Origin of the sequence: Trinickia violacea, from assembly GCF_005280735.1 — a bacterium.
In the GTDB taxonomy this organism is placed as follows: Bacteria; Pseudomonadota; Gammaproteobacteria; order Burkholderiales; family Burkholderiaceae; genus Trinickia_A; species Trinickia_A violacea.
The window spans coordinates 4226656-4245259 of sequence record NZ_CP040077.1 but is presented as its reverse complement, the minus strand read 5'-3'; the positions used below and the strand labels follow the sequence as shown (position 1 = coordinate 4245259).

Sequence of the window (18604 nt, the reverse complement as noted above, 5' to 3'; positions counted from 1 at the left end):
AATCATTCTACGCCGAAGTGCTTTTTGGGCGATTCGACGGCGATAACGGTCGGGACCATGCCGCATACTGGCGTAATAAAATTTCAGGACCCCGTCGCGACATAACCAGCGACTCAATCCGTTCCCTACGAATATTACGGACACCCACAATGAACGCACCCACCGAATTCGCTCGCGCCGTTTGCCCGCACGATTGCCCGGATACTTGTGCGATGCGGGTCACGGTGGAAAACGGCCGGGCGATCAAAGTGGTCGGCGACCCGGACCATCCGCCGACGCAAGGGGTGCTGTGCACGAAAGTCAGCCGGTATCCCGAGCGCGTCCACCATCCGAAGCGTTTGACGACGCCGCTCAAGCGCGTCGGCCGGAAGGGTGAGGGCCAGTTCGAGCCGATCAGTTGGGAAGAGGCATTCGCTCTCGCTGCGCCCCGGCTGTCCGAAATTACGAAGCGCGAGCCGCAAGCGCTACTGCCGTACAGCTACGCGGGCACAATGGGCCTCGTCCAAGGTGACAGCATCGCCCAGCGCTTCTTTCACAAGCTGGGTGCGTCGCGATTGGACCGCACGATCTGCGCGGCGGCCGGAGCGGCTGGTCTCAAATATACGTATGGCGCAAGCATCGGCATGCACACCGAGTTCTTCGAGGAGAGCGAGCTGATTTTGATCTGGGGCGCCAACCCGATCGCTTCGAACCTGCATTTTTGGACGCGTGCGCAGGAGGCGAAGCGCCGTGGCGCGCGGCTTGTCGCCATCGATCCCTACCGCTCACTCACTGCCGAGAAGTGTCATCAGCACATTGCACTGCGTCCGGGCACGGATGCCGCGTTCGCTTTGGGGATGATGCACGTGCTGATCGTCGAAGATCTGCTCGATCACGCCTATATAGCCGAGCACACGCTGGGATTCGATGAACTGAAGATGCGTGCGCTCGCGTATCCGCCGTCGCGGGCCGCCCAGATATGCGGCGTCGAGGCGCACGAAATCGTCGAACTGGCGCGGCTCTACGGCAAGACACGCAAGTCCGCCGTTCGCCTTAACTACGGCATGCAGCGTGTGCGCGGCGGTGGCAATGCGACGCGCGCGATCGCGTGTCTGCCGTCGTTGACCGGCGCGTGGCGCGATCGCGCGGGCGGGCTGCTGCTGTCATCGTCGGGCTGGGCGCCCGTCGATACGCACGCGCTTCAGCGTCCCGACCTCATCCCGGGTTGGCCCGCGAGCCAGCCCCGCGTCGTCAACATGAACGCGATCGGCGACGCCTTGCTGCACGCGGGCGACGCCAAATTCGGGCCCAAGATCGAGGCGATCATCGTTTACAACTCGAATCCGGTCGCGGTCGCGCCGGATTCGGAACGTGTCGCGGCCGGATTTGCGCGCGACGATCTGTTCACAATCGTCCTCGAGCATTTCCAGACCGATACCGCCGATTACGCCGATCTTTTGCTGCCGGCCACGACCCAACTCGAGCATTTCGATCTCCACAAGTCTTACGGTCATACCTATGTGATGGTGAACGAGCCTGCGATTCCTCCGGTTGGTGACGCATTGCCGAACACGGAAATCTTCCGTGGCATCGCGCGCTCGATGGGTTTGCAAGAGCCGGCGCTCTACGAAAGCGACGAGGAGGTCGCGCGTACTGCGTTGCGCTGGAACGATCCGACAGTCGATGGGACCAATTGGGACTCGTTGAAGAAGGCGGGTTGGCTCAAGCTGAAGCTACCCGATGCGCCGTTCGCCAACGGTGGCTTTCGCACGCCGTCAGGGAAATGCGAATTTTCGAGCCCGAGGCTGGCGGCCGAAGGCGCCGACCCGGTGCCCGACTATCTGCCGCCACACGAATCCGCGGACGGCGCGCCCGAACTCGCTGCCCGCTATCCGCTCGCGATGATTTCCCCGCCCGCGCGCAATTTCCTGAACAGCAGCTTCGTCAACGTCGAGAGCCTGCGCTCGACGGAAGGCGAGCCGCATCTCGACATCCATCCTGCCGACGCGGCTTTGCGCAACATCGGAGAAGGCGACATCGTGCGTGTCTATAACGATCGCGGTTCGATGCAAGTCCGCGCTCGCGTGACTGAGCGGGCGCGGGAAGGCGTCGTAGTCGGTTTGTCGATCTGGTGGAAGAAGCTCGCTCCGGACGGACGAAACGCCAACCAAGTTACGAGCCAGGCGCTGACCGATCTAGGCGGTTCGGCGACTTTCTACGATTGTCTTGTCGAAGTCGCGCGCGCCTGACAATTCATCAGTACCTCGCGCAAGCACTCGGGCACAAGTTGCCTGAGACACCAGTCAAAATTTGAGGAGCTGTTCGAGAACAGTGTCTAACCCGGTTGTTTCCGCTCGGGCGAGCGGCTAGGATTCGTTTTTTAGCACGACCATTCGAAAATCAGAGGAGACGCCCGATGGAAAAAATTTGGCTGAAGTCCTATCCGCCTGGCGTCCCCGCCGAGATCGATCCCGCTCAGTACGCTTCCGTCGGCGATTTGCTTGAAGAGAGCTTCGGCCGATACCGCACACGGCCCGCCTTCGTCTGCATGGGCAAATCGATGACCTACGGCGAGCTCGATGAGCAATCGCGCAAGCTCGGCGCGTGGTTCCAGTCGAAAGGGCTCGCTCGCGGCGCGCGTATCGCGATCATGATGCCGAACGTATTGCAGTATCCGGTGGCGATCGCCGCGATCTTGCGCGCTGGATATACGGTCGTGAACGTGAATCCGCTTTATACGCCCCGCGAACTCGAGCATCAGCTCAAGGACAGCGGCGCCGAAGCCATCGTCATTCTCGAAAATTTCGCGGTGACGTTGCAGGCGGTTGTGCGCAATACGGCCGTCAAACATGTGATCGTGGCGTCGATGGGCGACTTGATGGGCGCGAAGGGGTTGCTCGTCAATTTCGTCGTGCGGCGTATCAAGAAGATGGTGCCTGCGTGGAGTTTGCCGGGGCACGTCAAATTCAACGATGCCGTCTCGGAGGGCGGGCGTCACGCGTTCAAGGCAGCGCAAGTGGGACCGAGCGATATCGCGTTCCTGCAGTACACCGGTGGAACGACCGGCGTCTCCAAGGGGGCGACGCTCACCCACCGCAACATCGTCGCCAACGTGCTGCAGTCCGCGGCGTGGCACGAGCCGGCGCACGCGCTGCGAGCCGACGTCGATCAGGTGATCAACGTCATCGCGCTGCCGCTTTATCACGTGTTCGCGTTGACGGTCTGCGGGTTTCTCACGCTCCGCACGGGGGGGCTCGGCATCCTGATTCCGAATCCACGTGATATCGCCGGGATGATCAAGCAGTTGAAGGGCTACGCGATCAACACGTTTCCAGCCGTCAACACGCTCTATAACGCGATGCTCAATCACCCGGACTTTTCGAAGCTGAACGTCTCGAAGCTCATGGTGGCGAACGGCGGAGGGATGGCGGTCCAGGAGGCGGTGGCGAAGCGCTGGTATGCCGCGACGCATGCGCCGATCGTCGAAGGCTACGGTCTTTCCGAGACTTCGCCGTGCGTGACGTGCAATCCGGTCACCGCGACCGAATATAGCGGCACGATCGGCGTGCCGTTGCCTTCGACGGAGGTCTCGATTCGCGATGACGACGGAAACGCGTTGCCGCTCGGCCAGGCGGGCGAGATCTGCATTCGCGGACCGCAGGTGATGGCGGGCTACTGGAACCGCCCGGACGAAACGGCGAAGGTGATGACGGCCGACGGCTTCTTCAAGTCGGGCGACATCGGCGTCATGGACGAGCGCGGCTTCGTGAAGATCGTCGATCGAAAGAAGGACATGATCCTGGTGTCGGGCTTCAATGTCTATCCGAACGAGATCGAGGATGTGGTCGCGAAGCATCCGGGGGTCTTCGAGGTCGCGGCGGTTGGCGTGCCGGACCAGCATTCGGGCGAGGCCGTGAAGCTTTTCATCGTCAAGAAGGACCCAGCGCTCACCGATACCGATGTCTTCGCGTTCTGCAAGGAGCAGCTGACCGGATACAAGCGTCCGAAGCTCATCGAATTTCGCAACGAGCTGCCGAAGACGAATGTCGGCAAGATCTTGCGTCGCGCGTTGCGCGACGGGAGAGGTTAGCGGGGCGCGCAGATTCGCCCGGTGCGCTAAACGAGCTGCGGCGTACTTGCAAAAGCCCTCGACTGAGGGCTTTTTTGTTTTCCGGGCCGAACACTTTCGCGCGACGCGGCATGGCGCAAAAGACAACCTCGCTATTTTGGAATGCTAAATAGCAAATTGCCTCGAGCTTCACGAGAGGCCGGACGTAATGCGCGCAAAGCGCATAGTGATGAAAAACAAAGGAAAGCCATTCGGAAGCTTTCTGTTTCATTTATACGACATCGTCTAAACTTTAGGGTTTACCGCTCTTTCACGATCGAGCGAAAGTGCGCGAGAAGCATCGCAGCCGTGAACGTTTCCGATGCGAATGGGATGTATGCGCCGTTTGGGCCAGGCGAGTCAGGGAGAAATGGATGACGCTAGACGAGTTGATCACCGAATTTGACCGGGGTTTGCGGTCGATGGCAGGCGTTAGTCGCATGAGCCGTCCCGTTCCGACGCCCCCCGCTGCGGAAGCCGAACCCGCCGAACCGGTTCAGTTGACACCGGCAGAGCGCGCGCATTCGGCCGGGCTGATGCGCGTCAATCATGTCGGCGAGGTTTGCGCGCAGGCGCTTTATCAGGCGCAAAAGCTGGCGACCAGCTCGCCGACGCTCAAGGCGGCCTTCGAGCATGCGGCCAGCGAAGAGGAAGACCATCTCGCGTGGACTGCAAAGCGGCTTGCCGAGCTCGACTCGCGTCCGAGCCTGCTCAATCCGTTCTGGTACACGGGTGCACTCGCCATCGGATTCGCGGCCGGCAGCTTCGGCGACAAGGTGAGCCTCGGCTTCATGGCCGAGACGGAGCGCCAGGTCGAGAAGCATCTGGAGAGCCATCTGAAGAAGCTGCCGGAGGCTGACCGCGAGTCGCGCGCGATCGTCGATCAAATGCGGATCGACGAGGTTTCGCACGGCAAGACTGCAGCGGAATCGGGCGGCGTCGAGCTGCCTTTTCCGGTTCGAGCGCTGATGAAAGCCGCGTCGAAAGTCATGACGCGCACCGCCTACTACGTTTGAAAAAATAAGCACTGGACGATGCTCACGGCATCGTCCGCCCCCGCCTTCGAAATTCGCCAAGCCTCCGCCTCTTTCACCCCTCAGAACGCTTTTCGCCCACGCCTTTGCCCCGAGCTTTTCACGTATCACCTTCACAACATTCAGTAGCTCATTCATTTATAACGTTTTTCGGTATTCTCGCGTGACATGAAAGACCGAGCGTAAGTCCTTGTTCTAACTAACAAAATTCGTCAAAAAAACGGGTTTCTCCCTTGACCGGCCTTAGGCGTTACTCTAAAGTGGGAGACAGTGTGAGAAAGTGTATTTTTGTGTGATTTATCGGGTCGTTTCGGCTAGATTTTCGAGATCGCGCGAGCGCGGTACGGCGCGCTGAACGGGGGAAGGAAAAGTGTTCCAAGGGGCGTCGGCGCTGACGCTCGATGCGAAAGGGCGGATGTCGGTTCCGTCTCGCTATCGGGAAGCGCTGCAAGGACAGGCAGAAGGACGGGTGACGCTGACCAAGCACCCGGACGGCTGCCTGTTGCTGTTTCCGCGCCCGGAGTGGGAACTCTTCCGTCAAAAGATCGCCGCGCTGCCGATGGATGCGCACTGGTGGCGCCGGATTTTTCTCGGTAACGCGTCGGATATCGATCTCGACAGCGCTGGCCGGATCCTCGTGTCGCCCGAATTGCGCTTGGCCGCCGGGCTGGAGAAAGAAGTCATGTTGTTGGGCATGGGCAGCCACTTCGAGTTGTGGGATGCGCAGACTTACGCCGCCAAGGAGCAGGCGGCGATGGCGCAGGGCATGCCGGATGCGTTGAAGAATTTCACGTTCTGATCGCGGTTTAGATATAGGACACCTGCGATGGGAAACGAATTGCAGCATCGCACGGTGCTGCTGGAAGAAGCGGTCAACGCGCTCATCACGCGGCCGGACGGTGTCTATGTAGACGGGACCTTCGGGCGTGGCGGGCACAGCCGTGCGGTGTTGGGCCGGTTGAGCGAAGTGGGCCGGTTGATTGCGTTCGACAAGGACCCGTTGGCGATCGCCACGGCGCAGACGATCGCAGACAAGCGTTTCGAGATTGTGCACGAGAGTTTTGCCGCGCTTGGCCGCGAGGTCGCGGCGCGCGGGGTAGGGCGGTTGTCGGGGGTGTTGCTGGATCTGGGCGTGTCGTCGCCGCAACTTGACGATCCGGAACGAGGCTTCAGTTTTCGCGCCGACGGCCCCCTCGACATGCGGATGGACCCGACGCGCGGCGAGTCCGCAGCCGACTGGCTCGCGCGGGCAACGCAGCAGGAACTGACGGAGGTGATACGAGATTATGGGGAAGAACGGTTTGCTGTTCAGATTGCAAAGGCGCTTGTTGCTCGCCGGGCAGAGTCCGACCGTCTTGGGCCTCTCGTCACCACGGGGGAGCTTGCCCAAATCGTGGCTCACGCCGTCAAGACACGTGAGAAGGGTAAGGACCCGGCAACCCGCACCTTTCAGGCTATACGGATTCACGTCAATCAAGAGCTTGCGGAGCTGCAAGTCGTACTAGAGGCTGCATTGTCGTTGTTGGAGCAAGGGGGGCGGCTGGTGGTCATCAGCTTTCATTCGCTCGAGGACCGGATCGTCAAGCGATTCATGCAGGCGCACGCGAGTGCGCCTGCGGTCGACCGCCGCCTGCCGATTCGTGCCGTCGATCTGCCCAGCCCGCCGCTCAAGCTGCTCGGCCGCGTGTTTGCCAGCGACGCCGAAGTCGAGGCCAATCCGCGTGCCCGCTCGGCGGTGATGCGCGTCGCGGAGCGCCTCGCGCCATGAGCCGCTTCAATATCTTCCTTTTGATCGTCGTGCTTGGCTGTGCATTGTCGGTCGTCAATGCGACGAACCAGCAGCGCCAGATCTTCATTGAATTGCAGCGCGCGCAAGCCCAGGAGCGGCAGCTCCAGCAGGACTACGCGCAGCTTCAATATCAGCAGAGCGCGATGTCGAAGACGTCGCGCATCGAGCAGATCGCCACCGATTCCCTCAAGATGACGCCCGTCACGACCGGCCGCACGCAGTATCTGACGCTCGCGCCGGGCGCCGCAACGGCGGAAGATGCGCCTGTGCCGACCGCCGCGCCCGCTTCGGCGCCGGTCGCGTCGCGCCGTGGGAGCACGCGATGAAAAAGGCGCAGAACCGCAAGAGCGTGTCGTACTCGGCGAGCCCGGTGCTCTCCGTGCGCCTGCCGATGTGGCGCTCGAAGCTCGTCGTGTTTCTGCTGTTCATGGCCTTCGTCGCGCTCGCCGGGCGCGCATTCTGGATCCAGGGGCCGGGCAACTCGTTCTATCTGAAGCAGGGCGAAAGCCGCTATCAGCGCACGATTGAAATGCCGGCCACGCGCGGCAAGATTCTCGATCGCAACGGTCTCGTGCTCGCGACGAGCCTGCCGGTGCGCGCGATCTGGGCGATTCCCGAATCGGTGCCGGACGACCTCGGCGCGGACAAGCTCGCGCAGCTCTCGAAGTTGCTCGATATGACGCAAACCGAGTTGCGCGCGAAGCTCTCGGGTGACAAGACGTTCGTCTACATCAAGCGTCAGGTGCCGGTCGACGTCGCCGACAAGGTCACGGCGCTCGATATCCCGGGCATCTACCAGCGCCCCGAGTACAAGCGGTTTTATCCGGAAGGCGAAATCACGGCTCACTTGATCGGCTTCACGAACGTCGAGGACGAAGGCCAGGAAGGCGTTGAACTCGGCGATCAGAAAATCCTCGTGGGGACGCCAGGCATCCGTCACGTGATCAAGGACCGGATGGGCCGCGTGATCGAGGACGTCGACGAGACCGTCGTGCCGCACAACGGCACGGACGTCGAATTGTCGATCGACAGCAAGATCCAATACATTGCGTACGCCAACCTGAAGGCGGCCGTCGAGAAGTTCAAGGCGAAGGCCGGCGCGGCGATGGTGGTCGACGTGCAGACCGGGAACGTCCTCGCGCTCGTCAACTATCCGACCTACAACCCGAACGACCGCTCGCACCTGACCGGCGAGCAGTTGCGCAATCGGATCATGACCGACGTGTTCGAGCCGGGCTCGATCATGAAGCCGTTTACGGTGTCGCTCGCGCTCGATTTGCACCGCGTGACACCGAATACGCTCGTCGATACCGGCAATGGCCACTTCACGCTCGACGGAGCGCCGATCACCGACGACAGCGGGTTCGGCGTGTTGACGGTCGGCGGTGTGATCCAGAAGTCGAGCAACATCGGCGCGACGAAGATCGCGATGACGCTCAAGCCGGAAGAGATGTGGAATATGTATACGAGCATCGGCCTTGGCCAGGCGCCGAAGGTCGGTTTCCCGGGTGCGGCGCCTGGGCGCTTGCGTCCGTGGAAGAGCTGGCGGCGCATCGAGCAGGCGACGATGTCGTATGGCTACGGCTTGTCGGTGTCGCTGTTCCAGCTCGCGCGCGCGTACACCGCCATTGCGCACGACGGTCAGATCGTGCCGGTATCGATCTTCAAGACGACCGGCGACCAGCCCGTGTCCGGTCCCCAAATCTTCTCGCCGACGACGGCGCGCGAAGTCCGTACGATGCTCGAATCGGTGGTCTCGACGCAAGGCACGTCGCCCGATGCGGCGGTGCCGGGTTACCGCGTCGGCGGCAAGAGCGGTACCGCGTATAAGCACGGCCCGCACGGCTACGACCATTCGAAGTACCGCGCCTCGTTCGTCGGCATGGCGCCGATGCCGAACCCGCGCATCGTCGTCGCGGTGTCCGTCGACGAGCCGACCGCCGGCAGCCACTTCGGCGGCCAGGTGTCGGGTCCGGTGTTCTCGGGGATCGTCGGCGATACGCTGCGCTCGCTGAACGTGCCGCCCGACATGCCCGTCAAGCAGCTCGTCGTATCCGACGATCCGGCGCAAGCCGCGCCGGCCGCGGGTGCGTCGGCGCCCGTCGTCGCGCAGAAGACGGCCGCGGTTCGCAGCAACGAAAAGCCGGCGATCGCCAACCATGGCGGCGTCAAGAAGATCACCGTATCCGACAACACAAAGATTCGCCCAGGAGTCGTCCGATGAGCGCTGCTCGCCGTCACCACCCGGCGCACCAGCAGATCGCCGATGTGCTCGACTGGTTGCGCGCCCACGCCGCGCCCGGTGCGAACCTGCACGCCGATACGCGTACGCTCGCCGCCGGCGACGTGTTTCTCGCTTATGCCGTCGACGGCGCCGACAACCGTCCGTTCATCGATGGCGCGATCGAGCGCGGCGCCGCTGCCGTGCTGTTTCAGCCCGAAGGATTCGATGGCGCGGTGGACCCGGAATTGGCGTTCGCCGTGCCCGCGCTGAACGAACTGGCCGGGGCCATCGCAAGCGGCTGGTACGGCTCGCCCAGCGAGGCGATGCTTGCGGTCGGCGTGACGGGCACGAACGGCAAGACATCGTGCTCGCAATGGATCGCGGCGGCGCTGACCGCCGCCGGCAAGCCGTGCGCCATCATCGGCACGCTCGGCAGCGGCATGCCGGGGCACCTCGTGCACACCGGCTTCACGACGCCCGACGCGCCGCAACTGCAGCGCAGCCTCGCGCAGCTTCACGCGGCGGGCGCGCAGGCAGTGGCGATGGAAGTGTCGTCGCACGCCTTGCATCAGGGGCGCGTGAACGGCACCGCATTCGATATCGCCGTTTTCACGAATCTCACGCAGGACCACCTCGACTACCACGGCACGTTCGCCGCGTATGAGACGGCGAAGGCGCGCCTCTTCGACTGGCCGGACCTGCGCTGCGCCGTCATCAATCGCGACGACGAAGCGGGGCGGCGCCTCATCGCCCACACGCACGGCAAGGTGCGCACGATCGCGTACGGCATCGACACGGCGGTCGACGGCGCCCCGCCAGCCGATGCGTTGCTGCTTGCCTCGCGCGTTCGCGCGACGCCGGTCGGCACCGTGTTCCACGTCGCATCGGATTGGGGCGCTGCCGATGTCGAAGTCGCGACGCTCGGCGCGTTCAACGTCAGCAATCTGCTCGGCGTGCTCGGCGCGCTGCTCGCCGCCGACGTGCCGTTCGAGACGGCGCTTGCCGAGCTGTCGAAGCTCGAGCCGGTCAACGGCCGCATGCAGCGGCTCGGCGGCCGGCTGCAGAACGACGAGCCGCTCGTCGTGATCGACTACGCGCACACGCCCGACGCGCTCGAAAAAACGCTAGAAGCGCTGCGCCCGATCGCGAGCGCGCGTGGCGGCGAACTCGTCTGCATGTTCGGCTGCGGCGGCGATCGGGATGCGACGAAGCGTCCGCTGATGGGCGCGATCGCCGAGCGGCTTGCCGATTCGGTCGTCGTGACGAGCGACAACCCGCGCAGCGAAGATCCGCAGTCGATCATCGATCAAATCGTTGCCGGCATGACGGACGCGGGCAAAGCGCGCCGCATCGAGGACCGCGCCAGCGCGATCCTGCAGGCCGTGCGCAGCGCGGCGCGCGAAGATGTTGTCGTGCTGGCCGGCAAAGGGCACGAAGCCACGCAGGAAATCATGGGTAAGAAGCGCGTCTTCTCCGATCAGGACCACGCCCGTCTCGCGCTTGCCGCGCGGACGACGCACACTCGTGGAGGCGGCGAATGACGATGTTCTCGCTGAATGAAGCGGCTCGCGAAATCACTGGCGCAACGGTGCTGGGCGACGGCGCGACCACGTTCGAGCGCATTGCCACCGACAGCCGCTCCGCTGGCCCTGGCGATTTGTTCGTCGCGCTGAAGGGAGATCGTTTCGACGCGCACGACTTCCTGCCGGAAGTCGCCGAGCGCGGTGTGAGCGCGGTGCTGGTGTCACGCAGCCCGGGCGAATGGCGCGTGCCGGCGTTGAGGGTTGCCGATACGCGTGAGGCGCTCGGCGCACTCGCGCGCGCGTGGCGCCGGCGTTTTGCGATTCCGCTCGTCGCGGTCACGGGCAGCAACGGCAAGACGACGGTCAAGGAAATGATCTCGTCGATCTTCGCGGCGGCCGTGGGCCAAGAGGCGCGACTCGCGACGGCCGGCAACTTCAACAACGAGATCGGACTGCCGCTCACGCTGTTTCGTCTGACCGAAGCGCACAAGCTTGCGGTCGTCGAACTCGGGATGAACCATCCTGGCGAAACCGACGTGCTGGGCAAGATCGCCGAGCCGACCGTCGCGCTCGTCAACAACGCGCAGCGCGAGCATCAGGAATTCATGGCGACGGTCGAGGCGGTCGCGCTCGAGCACGCAAGCGTGATCCACGCGCTCGGGCCGACGGGCGTGGCGGTGTTTCCCGCCGAAGACGCTTACGCGGCCATTTGGCGCATCGCCGCGACCGGCAATCGCATCGTCGATTTCGCGCTGAACGCCGCGGACCGCACGACGGCTGCCGCGGTAACGGGCGAACTCGAAGGCAACTGTTTGCGCGTCTCGACGCCCGACGGCGCGTTCGAAGCCGTGCTGCAAGTGCTCGGCGAGCACAACGCGCGCAACGCACTCGCGGCGACGTCGGCGGCGATCGCGGCCGGCGTGCCGCTCGACGCGATCAAGCGCGGCCTGGAGGCATTCGAGCCGGTGAAGGGGCGCCTGCAAGTGAAGCGTGCGGACCTCGGCTCGCTCGCGGGCGCCGCCGTTATCGACGATACGTACAACGCGAACCCCGATTCGATGCGCGCCGCAATCGACGTCCTCGCCGCACAGGCTGCGCCGCGCGTGCTCGTGATGGGTGACATGGGCGAAGTGGGCGACCACGGTCCCGCGTTTCATCGCGAGGTGGGCGCCTATGCGCGCGAGCGCGGCATCGAAGCGCTCTTTGCACTCGGCGACGCGTCACGCGACGCCTGCAGCGCGTTCAACGCCGGCGGAGCGAGCGCGGGCCCGGCTCAAGGCGCGCACCATTTCGACGATGTTCCGTCGTTGGCCGCGTACCTGCTGCAAGCCGGATTCGGCGCTAACGCGACGCTGCTCGTCAAAGGATCGCGCTTCATGAAGATGGAGCGCGTGGTGGAAGCGCTGATCGCTTCGCAACTGCAACCTGCCGCACCGGGCACGACGCCCGGCGCACACTGAAAGAGAAGGACCGGCAATGCTATTGGTACTGGCGCAATGGCTGCAGAATGACGCAAGCTTCTTGCGCGTGTTCAGTTACCTGACGTTTCGAGCGGTCGCGGCGAGCATCACCGCGCTCGTGATCGGGCTCGTCCTCGGCCCGTGGGTGATCCGCAAGCTGACCGCGATGAAGGTCGGCCAAGCCGTGCGCAAGGACGGCCCGCAGACGCACCTCGTCAAATCCGGCACGCCGACGATGGGCGGCGTGCTGATTCTGATCGGCATCGCCATCTCGACACTCTTGTGGGCCGACCTCACGAACCGCTTCATCTGGATCGTGATGCTCGTCACGTTCGGATTCGGCGTGATCGGCTGGGTCGACGACTACCGCAAGGTCGTCTACAAGGACCCGCGCGGGATGTCGTCGCGCGAGAAGTATTTCTGGCAGTCGGTGATCGGCTTGTTCGCGGCGGTGTATCTCGCGTTTTCCGTGTCCGAAGCTAGCAACGTGCGCGTCTTCGACCTGTTCGTGGACTGGGTGCGCAGCGGCTTCTCGATGGGTCTGCCGCCGCACGCCGACCTGATGCTGCCGTTCCTGAAGTCGATCAGCTATCCGCTCGGCGTCTGGGGCTTCATCGCGCTCACCTATTTCGTGATCGTCGGCGCGAGCAACGCGGTCAACCTCACCGACGGTCTCGACGGCCTCGTCATCATGCCGGTCGTGCTCGTGGGCGGTTCGCTCGGCGTGTTCGCCTATGTGATGGGCAGCTCGATTTACTCGAAATACCTGCTGTTCCCGCACATCGCGGGCGCGGGCGAACTGATGATCTTCTGCTCGGCGATGGGCGGCGCGGGTCTTGCCTTCCTCTGGTACAACACGCACCCCGCGCAGGTGTTCATGGGCGATGTCGGCGCGCTGGCGCTCGGCGGTGCGCTCGGCACCATCGCGGTGATCGTGCGCCAGGAGATCGTGCTCTTCATCATGGGCGGCATCTTCGTGGCGGAGACGCTGTCGGTGATGCTGCAGGTCACCTGGTTCAAGTACACCAAACGCCGCTACGGCGAAGGGCGCCGCATCTTCAAGATGGCGCCGCTCCATCACCATTTCGAATTGTCGGGCTGGAAAGAGACGCAGGTGGTCGTGCGTTTCTGGATCATCACGTTGATGTTGTGCCTGTTTGGCCTGTCCACCCTCAAGCTGCGGTAAAGGAAAGCAAGCGATGTTTGGCGAGATGTTTGTCGATCGGCAAAGTCCGATGGTGCTCGTGCTGGGGCTCGGTGAATCCGGCCTCGCGATGGCGCGCTGGTGCGCGCGGCACGGGTGCCGGCTGCGCATTGCCGATACGCGCGAGGCGCCGCCGAACCTGTCCGCGCTCGAGGCGCACCGGATCGATGCCGACTTCATCGGCGGCGCGTTTTCGCCCGCCCTGCTCGACGGCGGAATCGAACTCGTCGCGATCAGCCCGGGCTTGTCGCCGCTTGCCGAGGACCTTCTGCCGTTGATTACGAGCGCGCGCGAACGCGGCATTCCGGTGTGGGGCGAGCTCGAATTCTTCGCCCAGGCGCTCAAGAAGCTCGGCGAGAGCGGTTACGCGCCGAAGGTGATCGCGATCACCGGCACGAACGGCAAGACCACGACGACGAGCCTCACCGGCCTCCTGTGCGAACGCGCGGGCAAAAAGGTCGCGGTGGCGGGCAACATCAGCCCGGCCGCGCTCGACAAGCTCACCGAAGCGATCGACAACACCGCGCTGCCCGACGTGTGGGTGCTCGAGCTGTCGAGCTTCCAGCTCGAAACCGCGCATACGTTCGCGCCGGATGCGGCGGTCGTCCTGAACATCACGCAGGATCACCTCGACTGGCACGGCGGCCTCGATGCGTACGCCGCCGCGAAGGGCCGCATCTTCGGGCCGCAGACGGTGCGCGTGCTCAACCGCGACGACGCGCGCGTGATGGCGCTTACGCCCGCTGCGGACGCTGCGAAACACACTGGCGAAAGCGCCGCGCAAGCAGTGACGTTCGGCCTGAACGAGCCCGTGCACGTAGGCGACTACGGCTTGTTGCGCGAAAACGGCATGAACTGGCTCGTCGAAGCGCACGATCGCGACCCCGCTGAAGAATCGACGTCGACGCGCCGCCGCAAGAACGAGTCCGCCGCGCCACGCGATCTCGCGTTGAAGCGCCTGATGCCGGCGGACGCGCTGCGCATTCGCGGCTTGCACAACGCGGCGAATGCGCTCGCCGCATTCGCGCTGGCTCGCGCGATCGGCTTGCCCGCGGCGCCGCTGTTGCACGGCTTGCGCGAGTACCGCGGCGAGCCGCATCGCGTGGAGCTGATCGCGTCGGTCGACGGCGTCGACTATGTCGACGACAGCAAGGGCACGAACGTCGGCGCGACGGTCGCCGCGCTCGACGGTCTCGCGCAGCGCGCGATCCTGATCGCGGGCGGCGACGGCAAAGGCCAAGATTTCGCGCCGCTCGAAGCGCCGGTCGCGCGCTGGTGCCGCGCGGTGATGCTGATCGGCCGCGACGCCCCGCAGATCCGCGACGCGCTCGCCGGCAGCGGCGTGACGCTCGCCGACCATGCGACGCTCGAAGCCGCGACACGCGCGGCCGCCGCGCTCGCGGAGCCGGGCGACGCGGTGCTGCTGTCGCCGGCCTGCGCGAGCTTCGACATGTTCAAGGGCTATGCCCATCGCGCGGCGGTCTTCCGCAGCGCCGTGGAAGACATCGCCGCGGAACGGGGGACGATGCTATGAGCTGGTCTGAACGTTTCGGCTCGCGCTTGTCAGGTCAACGGGGCTCGGTCGGCAAGGCCGAAGACGGCGGCCGCGCATCGGGAAGCGGTCTCGCGAGCGCCGTGAGCGGCATGCGTCCGATGCGCTCGCGCATGCTCGACTACGACCACTCGCTGTTGTGGGTCGTGATCGCGCTGCTCGGGCTCGGCGTGGTGATGGTGTACTCGGCATCGATCGCGATGCCGGATTCGCCGAAATACGCGTCCTATCGCGACTACGCGTTCCTCGTGCGCCATCTCGCGTCACTCGTGGTCGCGACGATCGCGGCCGTGATCGCGTTCAAGGTGCCGATCTCGGTCTGGGACAAGTACGCGCCGAAGCTCTTCCTGATCGCGCTGCTCGGCCTCGTGATCGTGCTGATTCCGCACATCGGCAAGGGCGTGAACGGCGCGCGCCGTTGGATTCCGCTCGGCATCACGAACATGCAGCCGTCGGAAATCATGAAGCTCGCCGTGACGATCTACGCGGCGAACTACACGGTGCGCAAGCAGGAATACATGCACAGCTTCGCGAAGGGCTTCCTGCCGATGGCGTTCGCCGTCGGCGTGGTCGGCGCGCTGCTGCTGCTCGAGCCGGACATGGGCGCGTTCATGGTGATCGCCGCGATCGCGATGGGCGTGCTGTTCCTCGGCGGCGTGAACGGCAAGCTGTTCGGCGGGCTGGTCGCGACGGCAGTCGGCACCTTCACGATTCTCGTGTGGGCGTCGCCATGGCGGCGCGAGCGGATCTTCGCGTACCTCGATCCGTGGGACGACCGCTACGCGCAAGGCAAGGCGTATCAATTGACGCACTCGCTGATCGCGTTCGGCCGCGGCGAGTGGTTTGGCGTGGGCCTGGGCGGCAGCGTCGAGAAGCTCAACTACCTGCCGGAAGCGCATACCGACTTCATTCTTGCCGTGATCGGCGAGGAGCTGGGTTTCGTCGGCGTGATGGTCGTGATCCTGCTGTTCTACTGGATCGTGCGCCGCGCGTTCGAGATCGGCCGTCAGGCGCTCGCGCTCGACCGCACGTTTGCCGGCTTGATGGCGAAGGGCATCGGCCTGTGGTTCGGCGCGCAGACCTTCATCAACATGGGCGTGAACCTCGGTCTTCTGCCGACCAAGGGCCTGACCTTGCCGCTCGTGAGCTACGGCGGCTCGGGCATTTTGCTGAACTGCGTCGCGCTGGCGGTGCTGATGCGCGTCGACTATGAGAACCGGGTGTTGATGCGCGGGGGGAAAGTATGAGCACGACCCCGCAACGCACACTGATGGTGATGGCCGGCGGCACCGGAGGACACGTGTTCCCCGGGCTCGCGGTCGCGAACCGGATGCGTGCATGGGGCTGGCGCGTCGTGTGGCTCGGCAACCCCGCGGGCATGGAAGCGTCGCTGGTGCCCAAACACGGCATTCCGATGGAGTTCGTGCGTTTCGGCGGATTGCGCGGCAAGGGCCTGCGCACCAAGCTCGCACTGCCGCTGAATCTGCTGCGCGCGTGCCTTGAAAGCCGCCAGGCGCTCAAGCGCGTGAAGCCCGATGTCGTGCTCGGCATGGGCGGCTACATCACGTTTCCGGCAGGCGTGATGACGGCGCTTTCGGGGCGTCCGCTCGTGCTGCACGAACAGAATTCGATTGCGGGTCTCGCGAACAAAGTGCTCGCGAAGCTCGCGCGGCGCGTGCTCGTTGCGTTTCCTGGCGCGCTGCCGGATGCCGAATGGACCGGTAATCCGATTCGCGAGGAACTTGCGCGCGCTTTGGCACCCAAAGAGCGCTACGCAGTGCGCAGCGGACCGCTCAATGTGCTGGTCGTCGGCGGCAGTCTCGGGGCGGCGGCGTTGAATGAAGTCGTGCCGCGCGCGGTCGCGCTGCTGGCGCCGAACGAACGTCCGCGCATCGTGCATCAGGCGGGCGCGAAGCACATCGATGCGTTGCGCGCGAATTACGAAGCCGCCGGTTTGCAACCGGGCGACGACCTGCAGCTCGTGCCGTTCATCGACGATATGGCGAAGGCTTATGAAGCGGCCGATCTCGTGATTTGCCGCTCGGGCGCGATGACGGTCGCCGAGATCGCGGCGGTCGGCGTGGCGGCGCTCTTTGTGCCGTTCCCGTATGCGGTCGACGATCACCAGACGACGAACGCCCAATTCCTGTCGGAGCAGGGCGGGGCGGTGCTGGTGCAGCAGCGCGATTTGTCGGCGGAAAAGCTCGCCGACTGGTTGCGCAGACAGTCGCGCGAATCGCTCGCGGAAATGGCCGAGCGCGCGCGCGCGCTGGCAAAACCGGATGCCACCGATCGCGTCGCGCAGGTTTGCGCGGCTGTGGCGCTTGCGCGCCAGGAAGGAAAGAAATGAAACACATCGTCAAACACATCCATTTTGTCGGGATCGGCGGCGCGGGCATGAGCGGTATCGCCGAAGTGCTCGTCAATCTCGGGTACCGCGTGAGCGGGTCCGACCTCACGAGCAACGGCGTGACCGACCGCCTCACCACGCTCGGCGCGCGCATCGCGATCGGCCATGACGCCGCGAACATCGGAGGCGCGGATGCGGTCGTCGTGTCGACGGCCGTGCGCAGCGACAACCCCGAAGTGCTCGCCGCGCGCCACCGCCGCATTCCGATCGTGCCGCGCGCGGTGATGCTTGCGGAGCTGATGCGCTTGAAGCAAGGCATCGCGATCGCCGGCACCCACGGCAAGACCACGACGACGTCGCTCGTCGCGAGCGTGCTCGCCGCGGGCGGGCTCGATCCGACCTTCGTGATCGGCGGGCGCCTGATCAGCGCGGGCGCGAACGCGCGGCTGGGCACGGGCGACTTCATCGTCGCGGAAGCGGACGAATCGGACGCGTCGTTCCTGAATCTCTTTCCGGTGATCGAAGTCATCACGAACATCGACGCCGATCACATGGACACCTACGGCCATGATTTCGCGCGGCTCAAGCAGGCGTTCATCGAGTTCACGCACCGGCTGCCGTTCTACGGCATCGCCGTGCTGTGCGTCGACGATCCGAGCGTGCGCGAGATCCTGCCGTTCGTGTCGAAGCCGATCATCCGCTACGGTTTTGCGGCCGACGCGCAGGTGCGCGCGGTCAACGTGATGGCGCGCGACGGCCGCATGCATTTCACGGCGATGCGCGAGGACGCGGCGCCGATCGACATCGTTTTGAACATGCCGGGCACGCACAACGTGCAGAACGCGCTCGCGGCGATTGCGATTGCGACTGAACTTGAGGTGTCAGATGCCGATATCCAGCGAGCACTCGCCGAATTCAACGGCGTGGGCCGCCGTTTCCAGCGCTACGGCGAAGTCGCCGTGGCGAGCGGCGGCGCGTACACGCTGATCGACGACTACGGCCATCACCCGGTCGAAATGGCGGCGACGATCGCCGCCGCGCGCGGCGCGTTCCCCGACAAGCGTCTGGTGCTGGCGTTCCAGCCGCACCGCTTCACGCGCACGCGCGACTGCTTCGAGGATTTCGTCAAGGTGCTCTCGACGGTCGACGCGCTGGTGCTGACCGAAGTCTATGCAGCCGGCGAAGCGCCGATCGTCGCCGCCGACGGCCGCGCGCTCGCGCGCGCGATCCGCGTGGCGGGCAAGGTCGAGCCGGTGTTCGTCGAAACGGTGGACGAAGTGCCGGAGGCGCTGTCGACGGTCGTGCGCGACGGCGACGTGGTGATCACGATGGGTGCGGGCTCGATCGGCGGTGTGCCGGGACGGCTCGCTCAATAACTCGC

At 64.6% G+C, this 18604-nt stretch carries 14 protein-coding genes; all 14 read left to right on the top strand.

What is annotated here, in order from left to right; genetic code table 11:
* Positions 1 to 149: 149 nt before the first annotated feature.
* The gene (locus FAZ95_RS19365; RefSeq protein ID WP_137333925.1) at positions 150 to 2228 is read left to right on the top strand and encodes a molybdopterin-containing oxidoreductase family protein; all 2079 of its coding nucleotides are present in this window, start codon (positions 150 to 152) and stop codon (positions 2226 to 2228) included.
* 167 nt (positions 2229 to 2395) lie between these two features.
* The gene (locus FAZ95_RS19360; RefSeq protein ID WP_137333924.1) at positions 2396 to 4069 is read left to right on the top strand and encodes a long-chain fatty acid--CoA ligase; all 1674 of its coding nucleotides are present in this window, start codon (positions 2396 to 2398) and stop codon (positions 4067 to 4069) included.
* 392 nt (positions 4070 to 4461) lie between these two features.
* The gene (coq7, locus tag FAZ95_RS19355) at positions 4462 to 5103 is read left to right on the top strand and encodes a 2-polyprenyl-3-methyl-6-methoxy-1,4-benzoquinone monooxygenase (protein ID WP_137333923.1); all 642 of its coding nucleotides are present in this window, start codon (positions 4462 to 4464) and stop codon (positions 5101 to 5103) included.
* Between the two features lie 388 nt (positions 5104 to 5491).
* Positions 5492 to 5920: a division/cell wall cluster transcriptional repressor MraZ gene (mraZ, locus tag FAZ95_RS19350; RefSeq protein WP_137333922.1), complete on the top strand. Its 429-nt coding sequence runs from the start codon at positions 5492 to 5494 to the stop codon at positions 5918 to 5920.
* A 27-nt stretch (positions 5921 to 5947) separates the two neighbouring features.
* Positions 5948 to 6889, top strand: a complete 942-nt coding sequence (gene rsmH, locus FAZ95_RS19345; RefSeq protein WP_137333921.1) for a 16S rRNA (cytosine(1402)-N(4))-methyltransferase RsmH — start codon at positions 5948 to 5950, stop codon at positions 6887 to 6889.
* The gene (ftsL, locus tag FAZ95_RS19340; RefSeq protein ID WP_137333920.1) at positions 6886 to 7236 is read left to right on the top strand and encodes a cell division protein FtsL; all 351 of its coding nucleotides are present in this window, start codon (positions 6886 to 6888) and stop codon (positions 7234 to 7236) included. Before rsmH ends, ftsL begins: the two co-directional genes overlap by 4 nt.
* Positions 7233 to 9134 (top strand): peptidoglycan D,D-transpeptidase FtsI family protein, encoded by a 1902-nt coding sequence (locus FAZ95_RS19335; protein ID WP_137333919.1) that lies wholly within the window; start codon positions 7233 to 7235, stop codon positions 9132 to 9134. The genes ftsL and FAZ95_RS19335 overlap by 4 nt, the downstream gene beginning before the upstream one ends.
* A complete protein-coding gene (locus FAZ95_RS19330; RefSeq protein WP_137333918.1) occupies positions 9131 to 10675 on the top strand; it encodes a UDP-N-acetylmuramoyl-L-alanyl-D-glutamate--2,6-diaminopimelate ligase in 1545 nt (514 codons plus the stop codon). Before FAZ95_RS19335 ends, FAZ95_RS19330 begins: the two co-directional genes overlap by 4 nt.
* Complete coding sequence (locus FAZ95_RS19325) at positions 10672 to 12117, top strand: UDP-N-acetylmuramoyl-tripeptide--D-alanyl-D-alanine ligase (RefSeq protein WP_137333917.1); 1446 nt, start codon at positions 10672 to 10674, stop codon at positions 12115 to 12117. The genes FAZ95_RS19330 and FAZ95_RS19325 overlap by 4 nt, the downstream gene beginning before the upstream one ends.
* A 16-nt stretch (positions 12118 to 12133) precedes the next feature.
* Positions 12134 to 13303 (top strand): phospho-N-acetylmuramoyl-pentapeptide-transferase, encoded by a 1170-nt coding sequence (gene mraY, locus FAZ95_RS19320; RefSeq protein WP_137333916.1) that lies wholly within the window; start codon positions 12134 to 12136, stop codon positions 13301 to 13303.
* Positions 13304 to 13316: 13 nt separating this feature from the next.
* The gene (gene murD / locus FAZ95_RS19315) at positions 13317 to 14855 is read left to right on the top strand and encodes a UDP-N-acetylmuramoyl-L-alanine--D-glutamate ligase (RefSeq protein WP_175425646.1); all 1539 of its coding nucleotides are present in this window, start codon (positions 13317 to 13319) and stop codon (positions 14853 to 14855) included.
* Positions 14852 to 16120 (top strand): putative lipid II flippase FtsW, encoded by a 1269-nt coding sequence (gene ftsW, locus FAZ95_RS19310; RefSeq protein ID WP_137333915.1) that lies wholly within the window; start codon positions 14852 to 14854, stop codon positions 16118 to 16120. Before murD ends, ftsW begins: the two co-directional genes overlap by 4 nt.
* Positions 16117 to 17223, top strand: a complete 1107-nt coding sequence (gene murG, locus FAZ95_RS19305; protein ID WP_137333914.1) for an undecaprenyldiphospho-muramoylpentapeptide beta-N-acetylglucosaminyltransferase — start codon at positions 16117 to 16119, stop codon at positions 17221 to 17223. Before ftsW ends, murG begins: the two co-directional genes overlap by 4 nt.
* Complete coding sequence (gene murC, locus FAZ95_RS19300; RefSeq protein ID WP_137333913.1) at positions 17220 to 18599, top strand: UDP-N-acetylmuramate--L-alanine ligase; 1380 nt, start codon at positions 17220 to 17222, stop codon at positions 18597 to 18599. Before murG ends, murC begins: the two co-directional genes overlap by 4 nt.
* The last annotated feature ends 5 nt before the right edge of the window (positions 18600 to 18604 follow it).